The 19,888-nt window shown below is 49.9% G+C and carries 7 protein-coding genes; 6 read left to right on the forward strand and 1 reads right to left on the reverse strand.

The window, feature by feature from the left end; translation table 11 throughout:
- Positions 1-12 precede the first annotated feature (12 nt).
- Together tsaD and KPC83_RS00660 are read left to right on the forward strand one after the other, a co-directional pair.
- A complete protein-coding gene (gene tsaD / locus KPC83_RS00655) occupies positions 13-2,412 on the forward strand; it encodes a tRNA (adenosine(37)-N6)-threonylcarbamoyltransferase complex transferase subunit TsaD (protein ID WP_256441473.1) in 2,400 nt (799 codons plus the stop codon).
- A gap of 185 nt (positions 2,413-2,597) precedes the next feature.
- Positions 2,598-5,132: a ribonucleoside-diphosphate reductase subunit alpha gene (locus tag KPC83_RS00660; RefSeq protein WP_216278678.1), complete on the forward strand. Its 2,535-nt coding sequence runs from the start codon at positions 2,598-2,600 to the stop codon at positions 5,130-5,132.
- A gap of 149 nt (positions 5,133-5,281) precedes the next feature.
- On the opposite strand, the gene KPC83_RS00665 is transcribed toward KPC83_RS00660, so the two are convergent.
- Positions 5,282-10,813, reverse strand: a complete 5,532-nt coding sequence (locus tag KPC83_RS00665) for a glycoside hydrolase domain-containing protein (protein WP_216278679.1) — start codon at positions 10,811-10,813, stop codon at positions 5,282-5,284.
- A gap of 568 nt (positions 10,814-11,381) precedes the next feature.
- On the opposite strand from KPC83_RS00665, the gene KPC83_RS00670 reads away from it, so the two are divergent.
- The 4 genes from KPC83_RS00670 to KPC83_RS00685 all read left to right on the forward strand — a co-directional run bounded on the left by KPC83_RS00670 (position 11,382) and on the right by KPC83_RS00685 (position 18,880).
- The gene (locus tag KPC83_RS00670) at positions 11,382-12,440 is read left to right on the forward strand and encodes a ribonucleotide-diphosphate reductase subunit beta (RefSeq protein ID WP_216278680.1); all 1,059 of its coding nucleotides are present in this window, start codon (positions 11,382-11,384) and stop codon (positions 12,438-12,440) included.
- A gap of 2,227 nt (positions 12,441-14,667) precedes the next feature.
- Positions 14,668-16,734 (forward strand): translation factor GTPase family protein, encoded by a 2,067-nt coding sequence (locus KPC83_RS00675; RefSeq protein ID WP_216278681.1) that lies wholly within the window; start codon positions 14,668-14,670, stop codon positions 16,732-16,734.
- Between the two features lie 370 nt (positions 16,735-17,104).
- Positions 17,105-17,497 (forward strand): helix-turn-helix domain-containing protein, encoded by a 393-nt coding sequence (locus KPC83_RS00680; protein ID WP_216278682.1) that lies wholly within the window; start codon positions 17,105-17,107, stop codon positions 17,495-17,497.
- A 201-nt stretch (positions 17,498-17,698) separates the two neighbouring features.
- Positions 17,699-18,880: an FprA family A-type flavoprotein gene (locus KPC83_RS00685; protein ID WP_216278683.1), complete on the forward strand. Its 1,182-nt coding sequence runs from the start codon at positions 17,699-17,701 to the stop codon at positions 18,878-18,880.
- Positions 18,881-19,888: the final 1,008 nt, after the last annotated feature.

Consider the following 19,888-nt stretch of genomic DNA (forward strand, 5'->3'; position numbering starts at 1 on the left):
GAAGGATACACGGTGTTTGAGTTTCAAACGGGCATAATAGCAGCCCTTGATACGTCTACAGATATGCTGGTATGTACGCTCGCACGCATACATGATTCGGGCTTTGAGGTGCTGGGCATAGCGGACCATATATGTCGGCGCAAAGCAAATGTTGAGTTGGTGCCTACGCTTGAAGCTTTGCTTAGTGAGCAAGGTATGGGCGTAGATGCTCTTGAGGCTCTGCTGGTTGGGCGAGGTCCTGGCTCGTTTACGGGTGTTCGCATTGGCATCTCTACTGCAAAAGGTTTGGCTATAGGTGCTCATGTGCCTTTGTTTGGAGCATCGAGCCTTGATGCGTGTGCATGGGGAGCATGGCGTACAGGCATTCGTGGACGGGTGGCAGTGGCAGCCGATGCCATGCGTGGCGAGTTATATCCGGCTTTATATGAACTGAACGATGATGGCGCACAGCGTCTTTTTGAACGTGAGCGTGTGGTTAAAGCCGCAGCTGTGGTTGATGAATGGGCGCAGCTGCCAGAAGCAAATACCTTGCAGCTGATAGGCGATGGTCTTAAGCGCTATCGAAGCCTTTTTGAAGAGGTGGGTTTTGCTGAGCAGTTGTTACCTGAGAATCTATGGTGGCCAAGTGGCGCGGGGCTTGTGCATGCCTTTGTGGCGGCAGATGGGGCTGCTCATGCTAGTGGTAACCCAGCTGCGGTGCTGCCGGTGTATACGCGCCTGAGTGATGCTGAAGAACATGAACGCGCACGTCTTGGAAAGGGTGTGAGCGCTACGCTTGACACGAGTGGCGTAGCAGATGATGTTGCAGGGCGGCATTTGCAGCTGCGTCCTATGGGTGTGGCAGATGCCGAGGCTGCAGCCGCTCTTGATAGCGCTGCGTTTGAGGGTATAACGCATAGCCCGTGGTCGGCTACTTCGTTTTTAGAAGAGCTTGATGAGAGCTTGCCTGTGCCACATAGTTGGTGGGTAGCACATGATGCTGGTGAGCTTTTGGGTTTTGCGGGCGGTCGAGTTGTTGACGCTCATCTTGAGTTGCTCAACGTTGCAGTTAAGAGCGCTGCACGCCGACAAGGCATTGCACGCAAGCTTCTGGCGCAACTTACCTATGATGCACAGATGCTTGGTTGTACAAGCGTAAGTCTTGAGGTTGAAGAGCAAAATACAGCAGCTCAGTCGCTGTATGTGAGCCTCGGGTTTGAGGTGGTGGGCAGGCGCGCTGATTATTATGGAGCAGGAGCGTCAGCATTTGTTATGAGTGCCGCGCTTCCGCTCCATTTGCCTCGCGACGCACATTCGCCTGAACCAACGGCTGAGGGGATAAAAACTTGGTCTTTGCAACGTATTAGGCGCACTAATCAGGAGCGGGAAGCTCTTGCTGAGCGGCAACTTATTCTTGCTATTGAGAGCTCATGCGATGAAACAGCGGTAGCTATTGTAGATAAAGCAGGTACAATGCTTGCCAACCAGATTTCAACCCAGATTGATTTTCATGCGCGTTTTGGCGGCGTAGTGCCTGAGATTGCGTCGCGCAAGCATGTTGAAGTGATGGTGTCGGTGGTTGAGGCGGCGCTTGAAGAGGCAAGCGAGGCTTTGGGTCTGAAAAGCGGCACGCTTCAAGCTTCTGAGTTGGCTGCAATAAGTGTTACTCAGGGCCCTGGTTTGGTGGGTGCGCTGGTGGTTGGCGTTGCCTTTGCAAAGGGTATGGCATACGCAGCTGGGGTTCCGCTTATCTGCGTTAACCATTTAGAGGGACACCTGTTTGCCAATCGTCTTACTGACCCTACGCTTGAACCGCCGTTTATCTTTACCTTAGTTTCGGGCGGGCATACCATGCTGGTACATGTGCGGGCATGGGGTGATTACGAGGTTTTGGGCGAGACGCTCGACGACGCAGTAGGGGAAGCCTTCGATAAAGTTGCTAAGGCCTTGGGCCTTGGTTATCCTGGTGGCCCGGTTATCTCGCGCTTGGCGGAGTCGGGCAATGCGTCGGCTATCGATTTTCCGCGTGCCATGATGCACAGCCACGACTATCGTTTCTCGCTCTCGGGGCTCAAAACAGCAGTGGTTAGCTATATCGAGCAAGAAACTGCAGCGGGTCGGGTCTTACATCTGCCTGATATAGCGGCTTCTTTTGAGGCTGCGGTGTTTGATGTGCAATATAAAAAAGCTTGGGACGCGTTGCGGGAGACCGGCGCTCAAAGCTATTGCTTGGGTGGAGGCGTTGCGGCAAATGCACATCTTCGTGCCCTGCTTGAACAAAAGCTTACCAAGCGTGGCATTAAGGTTGTTTTGCCGCCGCAGCAAGCCTGTACCGACAATGCTGCGATGATTGCTGAGGTTGCACGTCAGAAGTTTGCCTCTGGCGAATTTGCTCAGTTTAATGTAGATGCTGACCCCAACATGTCGTTATAAGGTGCCTTCAAATTAGCAGATGTTGTGTTAAAACCATGAGCAGTTCTAAGTTTTTGCACAGGTATAGCTAGTTTAGCTGGGGGCTTCATTGGGATTCTTGCGCCTCGCGTGAGCCTCGCTTGTATGTCTGGGCAACGGGCTATAATGCTACTACTCAATCAACGAACATGACCCGAGGAGGGCCCATGAATATAACCAAGCGTGATGGGCGCGTGGAGACCTATGACTCTCAAAAGATTGTCTCTGCAATTTGTCGCGCCTTTGCTGATGTTCGCGCATCTGCAGATATGGCAGGAAGCGAATTTGAAGCCATTGCGCGTGAGTTGCTTGTCGATGTTGAATCTCATATCACATCTGAGAGCCCGGCATCGGTTGAGGCAATTCAGGACCGCGTTGAGCGGGTGCTCATGGAGCATGCCTATTTTGACGAGGCAAAAGGTTATATTCTGTATCGTCACCAGCGCTCTCTTGAGCGTGCGCAGCGTCGTGAGATAGCCCTTGAGGCAGGTGTGCCCGAGCTCGAAGAGGTGCTGTTAGGCATTGCGCATGACTTTGACCGTCGCATCTATGCGTTGGCGTACCTTTCGGCAAAGTTTCACAGTTTTATGAAGGCTGATATGCCGGTTGAGGAGCGTTTGCAGGCGCTTACCAAGGCAGCAGTTGAGCTCACGAGCCAAGAAGCTCCTAAGTGGGAGTTCATTGCAGCGCGTCTGCTTGCGTTTTCCTTTCATCGAGAATTGCACGCTCTGGAGCAGAGCCGCGGTTTTGCTTCGTTTGCCGATAAGCTGCGCTATTTAGCCGATCAAAACCTGTATGGCAGCTATATTTTGGAGCGCTATACCTCCGAAGAGCTCAATCAGGCTGCTTTGTTTATGGATAACACGCGCGACCACCTGCTGACCTATTCTGGCCTTGACCTGCTGATTAAGCGCTATGTTGTCTGTTCACATCGTCGTGAGCCGCTTGAAAGCCCGCAAGAAATGTTTTTGGGCATTGCGCTGCATCTTGCCATGAATGAGGAGCATAATCGCTTGGATTGGGTGCGTCGTTTTTATGACATGCTCTCCAAGCTTGAAGTAACCATGGCAACTCCAACGCTTTCTAATGCCCGAAAGCCCCAGCATCAGCTTTCGAGCTGCTTTATTGATACGGTTCCCGATAGCCTTGAGGGTATTTATCGCAGTATTGATAACTTTGCTCAGGTGTCAAAATTTGGCGGCGGCATGGGCATGTATCTTGGTAAGGTTCGTGCAACCGGCGGAAGTATTCGCGGCTTTAAGGGTGCTGCTGGCGGTGTTATTCGCTGGATTCGCGTGATTAACGACACAGCGGTGGCAGTAGACCAGCTTGGTGTACGTCAAGGTGCAGTAGCGGTATACCTAGATGCATGGCATCGTGATTTACCTGAGTTTTTGCAGCTGCGCACCAACAACGGCGATGACCGCATGAAGGCGCACGATGTATTCCCAGCAATTTGTTATCCCGATTTGTTTTGGAAAAAGGCCGAAGAAGACCTCAACCAAGACTGGTATCTCATGTGCCCGCATGACATTTTGACTGTCAAGGGTTATGCGCTTGAAGATTATTTTGGCGAAGAATGGGAGCGCCGGTATCAGGATTGCGTTGATGACCCGCGCATTCCTAAACGTGTTTTGAGCGTTAAAGACATTGTGCGCCTTATTATTAAGAGCGCTGTTGAAACAGGTACTCCTTTTGCCTATATGCGGGATACGGTTAATCGCGCTAATCCCAATCCGCATGCCGGAATTATCTACTGCTCTAATCTTTGTACCGAGATTGCGCAAAATACCAGCGAGATTGAGACGGTATCGCGTGAGGTAATCACCGAGGACGGCGATACCGTGGTTGTGTCTACAACGCGTCCTGGTAACTTTGTTGTTTGCAATTTGGCGAGCCTTACCCTGGGTCATTTGCCGGTTGAGGACGAGGCTTATATGAGCCGCACCGTTGAGACGGTGGTTCGTGCTCTCGATAACGTTATTGACCTCAATTTTTATGCCCTACCGTATGCCAAGATTACCAATCATAGCTATCGGAGCATTGGTTTGGGTGTTTCGGGCTATCACCATATGCTTGCTCAGAGGGGCATTGCATGGGAAAGTGAAGAGCATCTTGCGTTTGTTGATAAGGTATTTGAGCGCATTAACCGCGCTGCTATTGAAGCATCAAGCAAGCTAGCTGCTGAGAAGGGGAGCTATAAGCTGTTTGAGGGTAGTGATTGGCAGACGGGCGCTTATTTTGAGAAGCGCGGCTACACGTCGCCTGAGTGGCAAGAGACTGCTCAGCGGGTGGCGCAACAGGGTATGCGCAATGCCTACCTGTTGGCAATTGCACCTACGAGTTCAACTTCTATCATTTCGGGAACAACAGCAGGTGTGGACCCAGTTATGAAGCGCTTCTTCTTAGAGGAGAAGAAAGGCTCTATGCTGCCGCGCGTAGCTCCTGATTTGTCCATGGAAACCTATTGGTACTACAAGCCTGCGCACTTAATTGACCAGAGCTGGAGCATGCGCGCCTCGGGTATTCGTCAGCGCCACATAGACCAAGCGCAGTCGGTGAATCTCTACGTTACTAACGACTACAGCATGCGCCAAGTGCTTGATTTGTATCTATTGGCATGGCGTGAAGGTGTTAAGACGGTGTATTACATTCGTAGCAAGTCACTTGAAGTTGAGGAATGTGAGAGTTGTAGTAGCTAAATCTGCTTGGTTTTGTGTGCACAAATTGCCACGGTAACGCACAAAGAAACCCCGCACGCCGGTGGGGGTGCGGGGTTTTGCGGACGCTTCTATGTTGTGCTGCCAGTCGCTCGTTGGCGGGCGACCTTGTGCATGGCAAAGACAGCAGCTTAGTCTTTCTTTCGCCATTTGCCTGCGATACCTGCAGCAACAAGACCAACCGCAGCAAGTGTTACAACACCAATGACCACGAATACCATATCACCCGATGCGGGCAAAGCAGAAGCCTTGTGCTGAGCTGTCTTAGCTTTGCCGCTGTGGTTTGTACCGTCTGTACCCGCCAAACCTGCGGCCGGCGTTGAGCCATGTGTAGTTCCAGGGGCAGTGCTTGTATTGCCCGCAGGCGCTTCTTCTGTAGTGGAATGATTGGTATCGGGGAGCTTGGAGAAAACAGCGCGCAGGGTAATAGGCCCATGGATAGGTGTCGAGAAATCGAAGGGTGCTGGCGTGAGTGCTGCGGCGCGTCTAAAGAAGGTGGCGTTGGTGTCGAGGGTCCAATATTCAAATCGATAGCCTTCATGCACAGGAGCTTGGGGTTCGGTGAGCGTATCGCCATCTTTGACCATGAGACTTAGGGTTTCTTGGCCATTAACCTTAAAGACAACACGATGCATAAGCGGAGTACCCACCGCGGTGAGCGCAGCACGTGCGTCAGCGAGCGCCTCAACGAGTGCGTCAATTTCAATCTGTTGCAGGCTGGTGTTGGTCATGCCTGCGCGTGCTGCCTCAAGCGCCTTTGTGTATGCCAGCCATGATGCGGGACTGTAATCTGCTTCGGCGAGATTAGTGTTTGCATCAAGAGAGGCCTCAAGTGCATTGCGCGAGACAAGACCCTGTGCATTCTCAACATCGCCGAGCTTGAACTTAGCCTGCTTAATATAGCAGCGGTCAGTGGTAACGCCTCCGCCCCAGCTGTGCGAGTAGTCCTTATCCCAGTGACCGTAGGAGTCCATGATAAAGGTACCATCTTTGAGCACGACAACACCTGCATAGCCGGTATCGCCTGACTTGGCATTATTAGACCAGTCCTCGGCAAGAACAATGAGATAGTCGCCATCGTTTTGGTTCATGAGGTCTTCGTAGCTGCCTACCCATGCAACCCATTCACCGCAGGTCCAGTCGCTGTTGCCATCAAAGCGACCATTGTTATTGAGGTCGTATTTAATTTGGCGGAAGGTAACAACCAAGCGTCCACTGATAGGGTCGTATGCCATCTTATGGCGCTCACCTGCAAGAGAGCCGGGCAACTCCATAGGCTCGCTCCATGTCATGCCTTCATCGTCTGAGTAGATAAGGGTTGCTGGGTGGTTATGTGATTGGCTGCGCACCAAGCCAACAATGCGCTTGTTGTCGGGTGCGCGGAAAAGACCAATCTCGCACATTTGATAGCGCTGCTCCATACTGCGATAGGCGCTCAGATATGGCTCAGGCTCACTCCATTGCTCGTTGCCCTGTTCATCAAAGGTGAGATAGGTTTTGTAGTTAATGTAGTCGTGGTCATGATAGATGCCAAGCCATTTGGGAATGTCCTTGCCGGTTTCATCTTTGAGCTGAATGAGGCTTGCCATGCCAACAATGCAACGATTATTGGTGCCGTTAGCATGAGAGCTGTGCCAGTGCTTATATTCTGTCCACGTGTTGCCATTGTCATCAGAATACGAGGTATTCCAGCCATGCTGGTTGCCATCACTGTCGGTACCCCAACCGGGGCAGGCGGTGATAAGCATCAGCCGCTCGTTCCCATTGGGGAGCGTGAGGGCGTACATGGTAGGCGTTTCTTGTGACCCAGCCCAAGAGCTGGGAATGTCGGTTTTGCGCGCCCATGTTTCGCCGTTGTCGTCGCTTATCTTCATAATCAACGGACCTTTGCCATGACCCTGGGGGAAGGAAGTAATCAAACGTCCAGTCTTGGTGCGAATCATGTCGGGCTGACCAAAGTATTGGTTAGAGGTGTCCTCAGTCTCTTTATGCACATCGCTTACGTGGCGAGCTTGGTCAAGCAGATATTCAGGCAGAGTGCTAGATGGAGAGAGCTTCTTGCGAACCCGTACTTTGACCTGCTCAGTATAGTTACCTGCTTCGTTGGCAACGGTAATGTAGGTTGTGCCGCGTGCAACACCGGTTACTATGCCGTTTTCATCAACTTTTGCAATATCGGGGTTTTTGCTGGTAAAGCTAATCGTTTTATCCGCCGCGTCACTGAGCAGGTTGGTGCCAATGATTTGTGTCTCACCAATAAAGAGCTCGAGGGAATCTTCAGAAATATTGAGTCCTTTGACCAGCGTGTCAGCTTGAATTTCTGCTGCTGATAATACACGCTTATAAACCTTGAGCTCATCGATTAGTCCGGTAAAGCCAGTTGAACCAATAATGTCGAGCGGCGAAAGCAGACGGTTTGTTTTTGACCAGCTATTATTTTCAACGGCCTTACCGTTGACGTACATGGTTAGGCCGCCTTCTTTAGACTGCGTCCAAGTAATGTGATACCACGTATCGCGCACAAAGTTAGTTCTAAAGGTTAAAACATCGCCGGGGCGCGTGCCAACGTGATAACCAGGGTCTCTATCTTCAGCCATTTTGACATCAGCACTAAAATTGCCGTCGCGGTTAGCAAGAACACTGATGCGCTTGTTGAAGTCGGTTTCGGTGCGTACCCAATAGCTCACCGTCCATGGGTCGTTCTCTCCAATACCAGCGTCTCCAGGAAGCGTGGCACCGTGCCCATCAACAACGCGAAGGGCACCGCCTGAGCGTCCAGCGGCCTCAAAGCTCGCACCTTCCACAATACTGCCGTGACGCGTACCCCAGCTGTCCTGAATGTCTTGGTTGTCAAAGCTATAGTATGCAAGACCTAGCTCAACCTTTAGAGGAACAATAGTCAGGGTAAACTCGTCGGTTTTGCTGGAGTCGAGGCGCGATGCAGCGCTTATGGTGACGCGCCCGGTGCGATGGGCAGTTAGCGTGCCATCAGGTGCAACGCTGGCAATAGCATCGGCAGAAGACTTCCAGACTACACGGGTATCGAGTACGTTGCTGGGGTTGACGGTAGCACGCAGTGAGAGGTTTTGACCAACCGCAAGCTCCTGTGCGGGGTTTTCGATATGAACTGACTCAACCGTATTGGTGCCGGTAGCTTTGAGCGTGAGATAGCGCTCGGTGAGCGTATCTATGCCTTGCTTGAAGGCGGTCATCTCACGTGAGAGCTGCGCTACGCCATCTGCACTGAGATATGTTTTGCGCGTAATGGCTTGGGTGGCAATAGCGCTATAGAGCCGGTCAACGTCTTCTTGCAGCACAGGGGCTTCGGCGAGCATTTGTCTAATCTTGTTAACGTCGCGCACACCCTCTGCCATACGCATAAGGCGAACCGAGGCCTGTACCTGTGGGTTTTGAGTACCCTTCTGTTCGGGGTAGACGAGGAAAGGGTCGCCCGGCTCAAAGGCGTTATGTGTGGCATCGTGCAGCGGGTCTTCAACCCATGCATCAAAGGCCCAGCGCAAAAATCCGGCAGTTTCTTTACCTGCGTTAATAACGGACCAATAGCTTTCCACAGGGGCTGAGAGTGAGAAGTTTCCTGGTACGTGCTCGGTGCAGGAGTAAAGTGTGGTGCGATAACCCTTTGCAGCGCGGTCTGCCAGAAGCTTGCTAAAGGCGGCAGGGTGCTTGGCAGCAGCGGTATCGCCCACGTTGAGGTCGGTGACGCGTCGGGCAAGCTCGGGCTTATCGACAAAGCCATCCATAGCTCCAGCAGTTTTAAGTGGCAAATCATGAATATTGTGAACAGAATCAATGAGGTCAAAGGCTTCCCTTGAGAACCCGCGTTCGTCGATACCAATATAGGCATCATCAAACCAGCCGCGGTCCATAAGGTGCTCAATGAGAGCCCGCAAGAATGAGGTCCATACAGTGCGGTAACGCTCGCTACCTACGGTGTAGCGCTCGCGCACGAGCTGGTTGTTTTCCCAGTAAGTAAAGGAATTATGCCAAGGAGCAATGCTGTAGAGCACAATTTTGTCTCCCAGACCTTCGCGTTTGCAAAAGCTCACCCATGCATCAAAGGCGCTAAAGTCATAGCTCATGCTGCCATCGGCTTGTTTGGTCCAACGGATCATCGACGGGTAGTGAATGCTTCGCGCGCTGTATGTTTGTCCGTTCCAAGCGTCCTCAGAGATAGTGGTGGTAATGGCGTGACCGCCAATTTGTTTGTACAAACTCATAATGGGTTTGAGAATTTCAAAATGTTCTGGCGAGAAGGGCTCTACGCCGTAATACTCGGCAGACGAATAGGGGTATTGCCAGAGTTCAATATCAAAGTTGTCTTTGAAATGGCTGGGTTTAGCTAAGGTGGCATCAGCAACGGTGATGGTGTAGGTAAAAACGAGCGGCGCATCGAGGCCATCAGCCGTAACGGTAACCGATGTTGTGTAGGTGCCTGCAGCAGCATCGGCGGGAATAGCAAACTGTAACCAGAGCGGTTGAACCTTGTTATAACCAAGGTTAACGCTGGTGGCATTAGAGAGAATGTCGCTGCTTTCTGAGCGATTGGTAGCACTAACAGGAGGAAGGGCTCGATTGGGGTCACCGTAGCCGAGGTAGCGGCCGTTGTACGCTTTGGTGGAGGCTACAAAGCGTGCGCTAACAGCGGATGCGTCAATAGTTCCTGCGGGACCGGTAAGGTTAGTTGTCTGCACACGAAGATTGCGCAAGCTTGAGCCGGAGGAGGCTAAAGCTATGAGCGAGCTTGCGATGTCTTGTTTCCATGCACTGAGATGCGCCTCACGTGTGGTAAGCGCTATAACTTCGTCGTAGCGATTCTGCGTGTATTGCGTATCGGTTGAAGCAATGCCGCCTTTCAGCGCGGGAACTCCTGCGCGTACGGTGACGGCAATCTCCTTGCGGATACCTGTACGAGCGCTCGAAAGCGTAATGCTTGTATTTCCGGCTTGACCGGCGGTGATGAGACCATGTTCATCAACCGTGGCAATATCGTTGTTGTTTGAGCTGTACTGCATATCGTCAATTGATGCATAGCTTGGCGTGACGGTATAACTAACTTGGTGTGTCTCGCCTTCGGTGAGCGTTAGGGTGCTTGCGTTAAGTGTGACGTCTTGTGCTTGATAGGGGCGATGGTAGACCACAACCTTAGCGCAGTCGATGAGGGTATTTTGAGCAGCGGTGTCTTTGGTGCCCGTGGCGACAGCTTTGAAGGTATGTGCGCCCTCGGTAAGATTATCAAAGCTGGCGATAAGTATTTCGTTGATATTGCTTGAGTTATAGAGGCTATAGGTGCCAACTTCTTGGCCGTCAATGAAATAGGTAACCTTGCCCATGGGGCGGTTTTTACCTGCGTAGACATCAATCTTGTGGCCAACAAAATCAACGGTATACCAGATGTCTTGCGCAGGGAGTGATGCACTTGGCGCGAGCGACCATACATGGCTGCTGCTGCCAGCCGACCACGCGTTGGGCGCAAAGGTAAATTTATTCGTTTCGCCATCCACCTTAGTATGAGCAATGGTGGTTTGTATGACTTCTTGTTCGGCATGGGCAAGGCGCGTGGCTAATATGGGGGTAATACAAAGAAGTAGCAGGATGCTCAGTATATAGAGCTTTACCTGCAAGGTGAAATGCCTCGCGTTCATAGGACCCTCCCATCCCATGTCTAAATGCGGGGGGGGGGGGACTCATTTATGCATAAATAAAGAATAATTATTCAGTTAGTGTGCTCTGTCTTGTATGAATACCTGTATGAGCACAGTGTCCCTCGTCCCACGATTTATGACATATGTTTAGATATTCATATAGAAGCAGAAAAATAGTGTTGTGCATATATGTAAGAGCCCTTGTGTCGTAAACGGTCAAGATATTCGGTAAATGGTTGATTATGAGAAGAAATATGCAAACTGGTTTGATGATGGATATACCAGTTTGTTCAATTTGTCGGCAAGATATGGAGGCTATGGGTGTTTGGAGTTTATGACTATGGATATCTGTAAGGTTTGGGCTGTTAAGAGTGAACAGTGCGGGTGTCCTATATCGAGTGTGGTCGCTGCGTCTTGTGGCTATGTATGGCGGGAGATTGAAGACATGCGCTGCACATTTGGCGCATTTTATGCCGCCGTCTAGGCTACGTGATAGGATTTACAGCGGTGATAGGATTTACAGAGCCGACAGCGGTCGGCGTATGCGCTATTTCGAGAGAGGACGAATATGTCGCTTGAGCCCATCAATGAACTCACTCGTACTCCGCTTTTTAATCCTGACGGGGACACCGAGGTGCGCGATCGCCGCATGATTGGTGGAAATACCACCAATTTGAACGACTTTAACAACTTGAAGTATCCTTGGGTATCTGATTGGTATCGCCAGGCCATGAATAACTTTTGGATTCCGGAAGAGATAAATCTGTCGCAAGACGTCAAAGACTATCCCAACCTTACCGAGGATGAGCGTATGGCCTACGATAAAATTTTATCGTTTTTGGTCTTTTTAGATTCGCTTCAGTCAGCAAATTTGCCTAATGTTGCAGAATACATCACTGCAAACGAGGTCAACTTGTGCTTGCATATTCAGACTTTCCAGGAATGCGTACATTCCCAGAGCTATAGCTATATGTTGGACACCATTTGCAGCCCTGAGAAACGTAACGAAATTTTGTATCAATGGAAAGACGACGAGCATTTGCTGCGCCGTAACACCTTTATTGGTGAGCAGTACAACGAGTTCATGAGCAAAAAAGACGTGCGAACATTGCTCAAGGTAATGATGGCGAATTTTATTCTTGAAGGCGTTTATTTCTATTCGGGCTTTATGTTCTTCTATAACTTGGCGCGTAATGGAAAAATGCCAGGGTCAGCTCAGGAAATTCGCTATATTAACCGCGACGAGAATACGCATTTGTGGTTGTTCCGCAGTATTATTCTTGAGCTGCAGCGCGAGGAGCCGCAGCTTTTTGACGACGAGATAGTGAATGAGCTGCGTGAAATGTTGATTGAGGGCGTGCGTCAGGAGATTGAGTGGGGACACTATGTCATTGATGGACGCATTGCAGGATTAACCCGTGAAATGGTATCGGATTATATCCACTATCTAGGCAATTTGCGCTGGCATTCGCTTGGCTTTGGCACGCTGTTTGAGGGCTTCGAGCGCGAGCCGGAGAACATGGCGTGGGTGAGCCAGTATTCTAATGCGAATATGGTAAAGACGGACTTCTTTGAGGCACGGTCTACGGCATATGCAAAGTCAACAGCGTTAGTTGACGACCTATAAGGATATACGCTGCTGTTTGTTTCTCGGAGGCGGGGTGTGGGGTGAGCTAGCTCCGTGATTGCCGTCCTAACTTCACCTTTTGTTCAGCAAGTGGCATAGGCTTTTCGCATCGTCAGTTGGGCGAATGAATTGCACGTCTCTGGGGTGGCATAGTCTTTTCACGGGAACTGCGCTACGCGAAAGTTCCCTTAGAAAAGCTATGCCACCCCTAAGTGGAAGTTCTATCTCACCTGCTTTGTACAGTAGCTCCATCTCAACGGGACGAATGATTGTGCTCTCCGAATGTGCTTCGCAAAATTCTCCGAACACAATCATTCGTCCATTTCTTTAAAGCAAATGCCAAACACACATACGGCACTCAGCTCGCCCCACACCTCGCCATGCACAAGCAGCGCGTATAGGATGAAAGGGGTTGAGTTGCAACTCCTGCGCAACCAGAGAGAAATCCCGCTTCAAGGGCTTTTCTACTCGAAAGTCTGCCTAAAACATTTGTTCAGTAAAACTTCTCGCTTCTCAATTCAGATGAGACCAAGGTATTGCCTTCCCTGAATGTGCTGCGCAAAATTCTCCGAACGCAACACCTTGGTTTTACGTCTGCCTTTCGTGTTTAAACAAACTGCATTTCAATAAAGCTGTGTCCCGCGAACACTTCCCTGAAAAAGCAACTTGTTTTTCTCTTGTGCGGACAGATTTCAAAACACCGCCAACTTGAATGAGCTGTTTTGACAGAAACGGGCAATGTGGCAGTAAAACCTGACAGAAACAGGCAATGTGGCAATAAACCCCCTGTAGTACAAAAAACTGCACTTCATCTACCTGCAGGTTTATAAAACAATGAATAACCCACGGGGTTCTACACTACCAAATTGCCCGTTTCTGTCAAAAGAGGTTTGGCTAATGCCACTGTCTTCCTGTGAGTTGGCAAAAAAGACTAATTTGACGCAAAAATCTGTCATTTTTGACCAATTTGGCATAAAGAGACAGTTGTTGCTTTACGCGTAGCTCTTCTACCTGCGGCTTTGTATGACAAATACTAACCCGCTGGGTTATAGAGAGTACTTTTTTGTCATTTTTGCCAAAGCGACAGGTGTAACTTATTGATGTAATGGTGGTAGTAGTTTGTGTTTAGTGCATTAGCTGTACTACTGCGTAACGTGCCGTAATGAATTGCAGTGTTAGAAATACCTTGTAATAGCTTTACGAAATTGCGAAAACTCAGGGCTACTGGGAAGCAAAACGCTCTAGTGTACGAATTTTTGCTAGTAGCCCGAGTATAGGGGGTCTGTACAAAGAAACTTTTCAGCATTTCCGCAGGAAGGATGCTTTAGCTTAGTAGAGTGTACTTGACCCTAGTCAAGAAAATCGTACATTAGATGGATTTCCTCTTGGGGCGTTGATGTAATGCAGCGCATATCACTTATTAGCTAAAAGAAAACACTGCAACAGAGGTAGTTTGAGTGGGCAGACCAAGGTATTGCATTCGGAGAATTCTGCGTAGCACATTCGTAGAACGCAATACCTTGTCTGTACTGTTAACCAAGTGGGAGTGAGGCTCACGGGCAAGTAGGGATTTAACGGTAGAAAAGAGCTTAAACCCAAACCCATTTCATCTCATATGCCCTGCTTGTGCATGGCGGGGTGTGAGGTGAGTTGAGTGTCGTTGTGCATTTGGCATTTACTGTATGAAAGGGACGAATGATTGTGTGCGAAGAATTCTGCGTAGCACATTCGGAGAACACAATCATTCATCCGGTTGATATGAGGTGATAAGTAATCAACGGAGAGGGAGAATTAGTTCGTAGAACAGGTGAGATAGAACTACAACATAAGGGTGGCATAGCTTTTCTAAGGGAACTTTCGCGAAGCGCAGTTCCCGTGAAAAGACTATGCCACCCCATAGGTTTACGACTCATTCTCCCAACTGGTGAGATGAAAGACCTACGTCACACAGCAAGCCTGCGAACCATTCGTTAAACTGTCGAAGCGAAAAGCCTCTGCCATCAACGATGCCAAGAGCGAAATCAAATCCGCAACCACAGCTCACCCCACGCCCCGCCTACAGGAAGCGAGTAGCCGCTTATCTACCCTTTACCGTAAAGTCCGCTACGTTGGGCGAAAAATCGATGCTACTTAGCTTGACTAGGGCTAGTCTGTATACATTGATATACCGACTGCTTTGAGTCAGTGACAGAATATCTGGCTTCAAGCAAGAAGGAGGTTGGTGGCCATGGGTGCTCCCAAAACTGGTAATGTAAGGAACGTGGTGCTGGTAGGCCAAGGTGGGGTGGGCAAGACGTCGCTCGCTGAGGCAATGCTTCACCTGTCAGGTAAAACCGCTCGTTTGGGCGGGCATGACGGTACTAAGCCCACCCTTGATTACGATGCCGAAGAAGTTAAGCGGTCGTTCTCTATTTCAACTGCAATTGCTCCTATCGATTGGCGCGGCGCACGTATCAATGTGCTTGATGCTCCTTGCTATCCCGATTTTATCGGCGACGCTTACGCCGCTATGAGCGTGGTTGAGGCTGCAATTTTTGTTGTTGACGCAGCTGCTGGTCCGCAGTCTACCACCGTTAAACTTTGGTATGCGGCAGAGGACTTGCGCATGGCGCGCTCGGTGTTCATTAACCGCATTGATCGTCCGGACGCAGATTATGCAAGTTGCCTTGACCAGCTAAAAGAGCGCTTTGGTATGCGTCTGGGTGCTGTAACCTTGCCACTAGGGGTGGGCGAGGATTTTGACGGCATCATTGACGTTGTTCGTATGAAGGCGCGCCGCTGTAAAGGCACTCAGCAAAGTGAATTTGACATCCCTGAACAGTATCTTGCCGAAGCAGAAGCTGCGCACGAGACGCTTACCGAGCTTGTTGCAGAAGCCGATGATGAGCTGATGGAAAAGTACCTCGAAGGTGAGACGCTCACAGTCGAAGAAATTGAAGGCCTCATGGGCAAGGCCATTGCTAAGCGTCTTTTTGTCCCAGTCTTTGTAGGAAGCTGCGTTCAAGAGCAGGGTGTCAACTCGCTCATGGACGACATCGCTGCCTACTTCCCAGCACCGACCGATTACGGTGAGATGCCGCTTATCGATGGTGACAAGTTGAAGATTTCGTCTGAGGACGACCGCCCGGTGGTTTTTGTCTTTAAGACACTCAACGATCCAGCGCAAGGTCGCCTTTCCTTTATCAAGGTTATTACGGGTACCATCGAACCAGGTATGGAGCTTATCAACGCGCGTACCCGCAAGTCCGAGCGCCTGGCACATCTCAACGTTATGTGCGGTCGCGAGATGACTGAGGTGGGGCACGCTTATGCGGGGGACATCGTGGTTGTTGCCAAGATGAGCGCTGAGACCGGTGACACCCTGTCGGTTTCTGGCAAAGTTGAAGCAGCGGCATTTGCTTTCCCCAATTCGCAATATCGCATTGCTATAGAAGCCGAAAACCGCAGTGATGAGGAGAAACTCTATACCTTTATTGACAAAGCCTGCCAAGCAGACCCAACCATGCATATCGAGCGTGATGAAGAGACTGGTCAAACTATCATTTCTGCAGTCGGCGAGGCTCAGGTGAGCGTTCTGCTCAACCGGCTTGAAGACCGCACTAAGGTAGAAGCCCATATTGTGCCGCTGCGCATACCATATCGTGAGACCATTCGTCGCGTTGCAAGTGCTCAGGGTCGTCATAAGAAGCAAACCGGTGGCGCAGGCCAGTTTGGCGATTGCTATCTACGTGTTGAACCGCTGCTCGATGGCACTGTGTATGAATTTGTTGATGAGGTTGTGGGTGGACGGATTCCACGTGCACTTATTCCCGCGGTTGACCGAGGCGTTCAAGAAACCATGAAGGAAGGCATTATTGCAGGTTACCCGCTTACGGGTATCCGTGTTGCGTGCTACGACGGTTCGTATCACCCGGTAGATTCTAATGAAATGGCGTTTCGCTCTGCAGCACGTCTTGCGCTTAAGAAAGCTTGCGCTGAGGCCGACCCTGTAATTCTTGAGCCTATGCGCAGCATCACAGTGACCATTCCGGAGAGCTATGCTGGTGCTGTTATGGGTGATGTGAGCGCGTCGCGTGGTCGCGTAACCGGTATGGAAACTAATGAACGCGGCGATACAGTAGTGTCTGCGGTAGTGCCTTATGCAGAATTGACCGATTATGCAACGCGCTTGCGGTCGCTTACGCGCGGCAATGGTGACTTTAGTATGGAGCCAGCTGGATACGAGCAGGTTCCCTACGATGTGCAAAAGCATCTCGTTGAGTTTTATGAGGAGAGCCGCACGCAGGGAAGATAAGGGTAGCGCGTTAGGCATTGGTAGCATGTAGTTCTGACTGGCTTGGTTGTTGATTTTGTATGTGCAACCAAGCCAGATTATGGTATGTAATGGGTGTACGAGATAGAAAATTTTTCTACCGCTTAGGCATATTGTGAATACGTTTTTACTGGATTGTTAACCGGTTTTATGCATTTAGTTCTGTGAAAGCAGGTGTAAAATCGTACCAAGAAGTGCTAAACTAAAGTTGTTTTACATTTATGGTGAAATCACAGGTTAGCAATGAAGAAACTTGGAAGATAGTGTATAACTTAAGCTGAGAAATTTAGTTGCATGTTATTATAAAAACTCCAAATGGTATGTGTTAGGTCTAGAGGAAAGTGGTGAACTGATGGCGAGCGGACACTCAAGAAATACATACGACGCAGAAACACGGCGCCGCGCAGTAAAAGTGCTCGCTTCCGGCTCGGGTCATCGCGCGCTTGCTGCAGCTTTGGGCCTCCCAGAGGCAACTGCACGCCAGTGGGCACGTTCCTACGCCGTTGGCGGGGCATCTGCTGTTATGAATGCGGGTGCTACACATCGAATCTATCCATTTGCGTTAAAACTGTCGGTTGTAAAAGACCGCGTTGAGAACGGCTTGTCGGTTCGCGACGTCATGATTAAGTATGGCGTTCCAAGCGAGTCATCCGTGAAAACTTGGTGCCGACAATACCGAGACCAGGGCGAAGGCGCACTGATTGACCGACCGCGTGGCCGCAAGCCTAAGCAAAAGGCTGAGTAGGCAAGCCTAAGCACTGAGTAGGTTTACCTGCAGAAGCAGGCTATGTATGTTGTAATTACTAGCAAACAGCGGCTACGCTTGTGGTCGCTGTTTGTTTTTGCGCTTCAGGCACCGGGTGGCTCTCGCGACCCTATTCTTGTGCGGTTATCCTCGTGTTATTATGTGCTGAACCTGTTTACTTAGAGCACGGGAGGAGCACCTATGCTTAATGCTATTGAGATTAGCCCCGACATCTGGTGGGTCGGCGGTATTGACTGGAATGAGCGGTCGTTTCACGGTTATTCAACTGAGCGGGGTATCACCTATAACGCCTACCTCATTTTGGACGAAAAAGTAACGTTGATTGACACTGCAAAGTCGAGCTTTACTGATGAGTTTATTCAACGCATTAAGCAGGTAGTTGACCCTTCAAAAATTGAAGTGATTATTGCCAATCATATTGAGATGGATCACTCAGGCTCAATCCCTGCAATTTTGGAGCTTGCACCAAATGCTAAGGTATATGCAAGTGCACCTGCTGGCGTTAATGAGTTGCGTGCGCACTTTGGCCTTGATGTTGAGGGTGTAAAGACCGGCGATACGCTCAATATTGGCAAGCGCACGCTCAGCTTTCTTCAGACGCCTTTTGTGCATTGGCCAGATAACATGCTGACGTATAGCGAAGCGGACAAGATTTTATTCTCCAATGATTGCTTTGGTCAGCACTTTGCAACGACAAAGCGCTTTGACGATGAAGTCGATACTTGCGAGTTGTTCCGCCAAGCAAAGAAGTACTATGCAAATATCGTGCTGCCCTATGGCGCACAGGCGCAAAAGGCGCTCAAGGCAGCCGCTGCTTTGGACATCAGGCTTATTGCCACCAGTCATGGTTGTTGCTGGCGTTCGCATATTGACGAGATTGTCGCGAAATATCAGGCATGGAGTACGTATCAAACCGAGAACAAGGCTGTAGTGGTTTTTGACTCCATGTGGCATTCAACTGAGAGAATGGCGCGTGAAATTACCGATGCTTTTATTGCAGAAGATATTTCAGCAGTGCTGCTTGACGTGAAGGCAACGCATATTTCAGACGTGATTTTGGAGATGATGGATGCGCGCTATGTTGCCGTTGGTTCACCGACTCTGAATTCTAATATGCTGCCAACTGTTGCGGGGTTTTTGACCTATATGCGCGGATTGGCGCCAAACAATAGTCATCGTGTTGGTTTGGCATTTGGCAGCTATGGTTGGGCACCGCTTGGCCCAAAGCAGGTTTACGATGAGCTTGAGCGCGCAAAGTTCCAGCTGCCGGTGCCGGCAATTACGCAACAGTGGATTCCGTCTGAGGAGAGTTTGGCCGAGCTTCAAGCTACGGTTAGAAAGATAATCGCGGAGCAGGCATAAGACGGGGTATACGCCGGTGCTTGCTTCCTGGAGGCGAGGTGTGGGGTGAGCTGGCCTTGCGTCACCCATTTGGTTTGCAAACTTGTTGGGTGGCATGGTTTTTCACGTCATCTAAGCTGGGCGAACGATTTGCAGGCTTGTTGAGCGGCAGAGGTTTTCACCTCGTCAGTTGGGCGATTGGTTTGCACGTCTATGGGGTGGCATAGTTTTTTCACGGGAACTGCGCTTCGCGAAAGTTCCCTTAGAAAAGCTATGCCACCCTTATGCTGCATCTCTATCTCACCCGCTTTGTTCGGTAGCTCCATCTCAATCAAACGAATGATTGTGCTCTCCGAATGTGCTACGCAGAATTCTCCGAACACAATCATTCGTCCTTTTAATACGATAAAGACCTAAAACCTTACAGCATGCGGCAATCTCCACACCCCGCCATGTACAAGCAGCGCATATGGGTTGAAAAGGGGTTGAGTTGTAGCTCTTACGGGACAAAAGCGAGATGCCCACTTCAAAAGGATAGTGCTACTCGATAATCTACCTAGAAACGTAAGCTCCGCAAAGCTCATTCGTTTCTTAACTCAGGTAAGACCAAGGTATTGCATTTTACGAATGTGCTTCGCAGAATTCTCCGAACGCAATACCTTGGTCTTTCACCTATTTACCGTGCTTTCCAAATTTCAAATCAAGAATAGAGTAGTTCGCGAACACTTTCCCTAGAAATACAGCACGTTTCTCATATGTGCGGACAGATTCCAAAACACCGCCAACTTGGTTGAGCGGTTTTGACAGAAACGGGCAATTTGGCAGTAAAACCTGACAAAAATGAGCAATATGGCAATAAACCCCCTGTAGTATGAAAAACTGCAAGTTATCTACCTGCAGGTTTACAAAACAACAAATAACCCACGGGGGTTCTACACTGCCAAATTGCCCATTTCTGTCAAAAGAGGCTGGGCTAGCATTGCCACCAACGGAAATCAGATTAGGAAACAAAACTTGAAATCCTGCGAA

The organism is Collinsella sp. zg1085 (assembly GCF_018889955.1).
Lineage (GTDB): Bacteria > Actinomycetota > Coriobacteriia > Coriobacteriales > Coriobacteriaceae > Collinsella.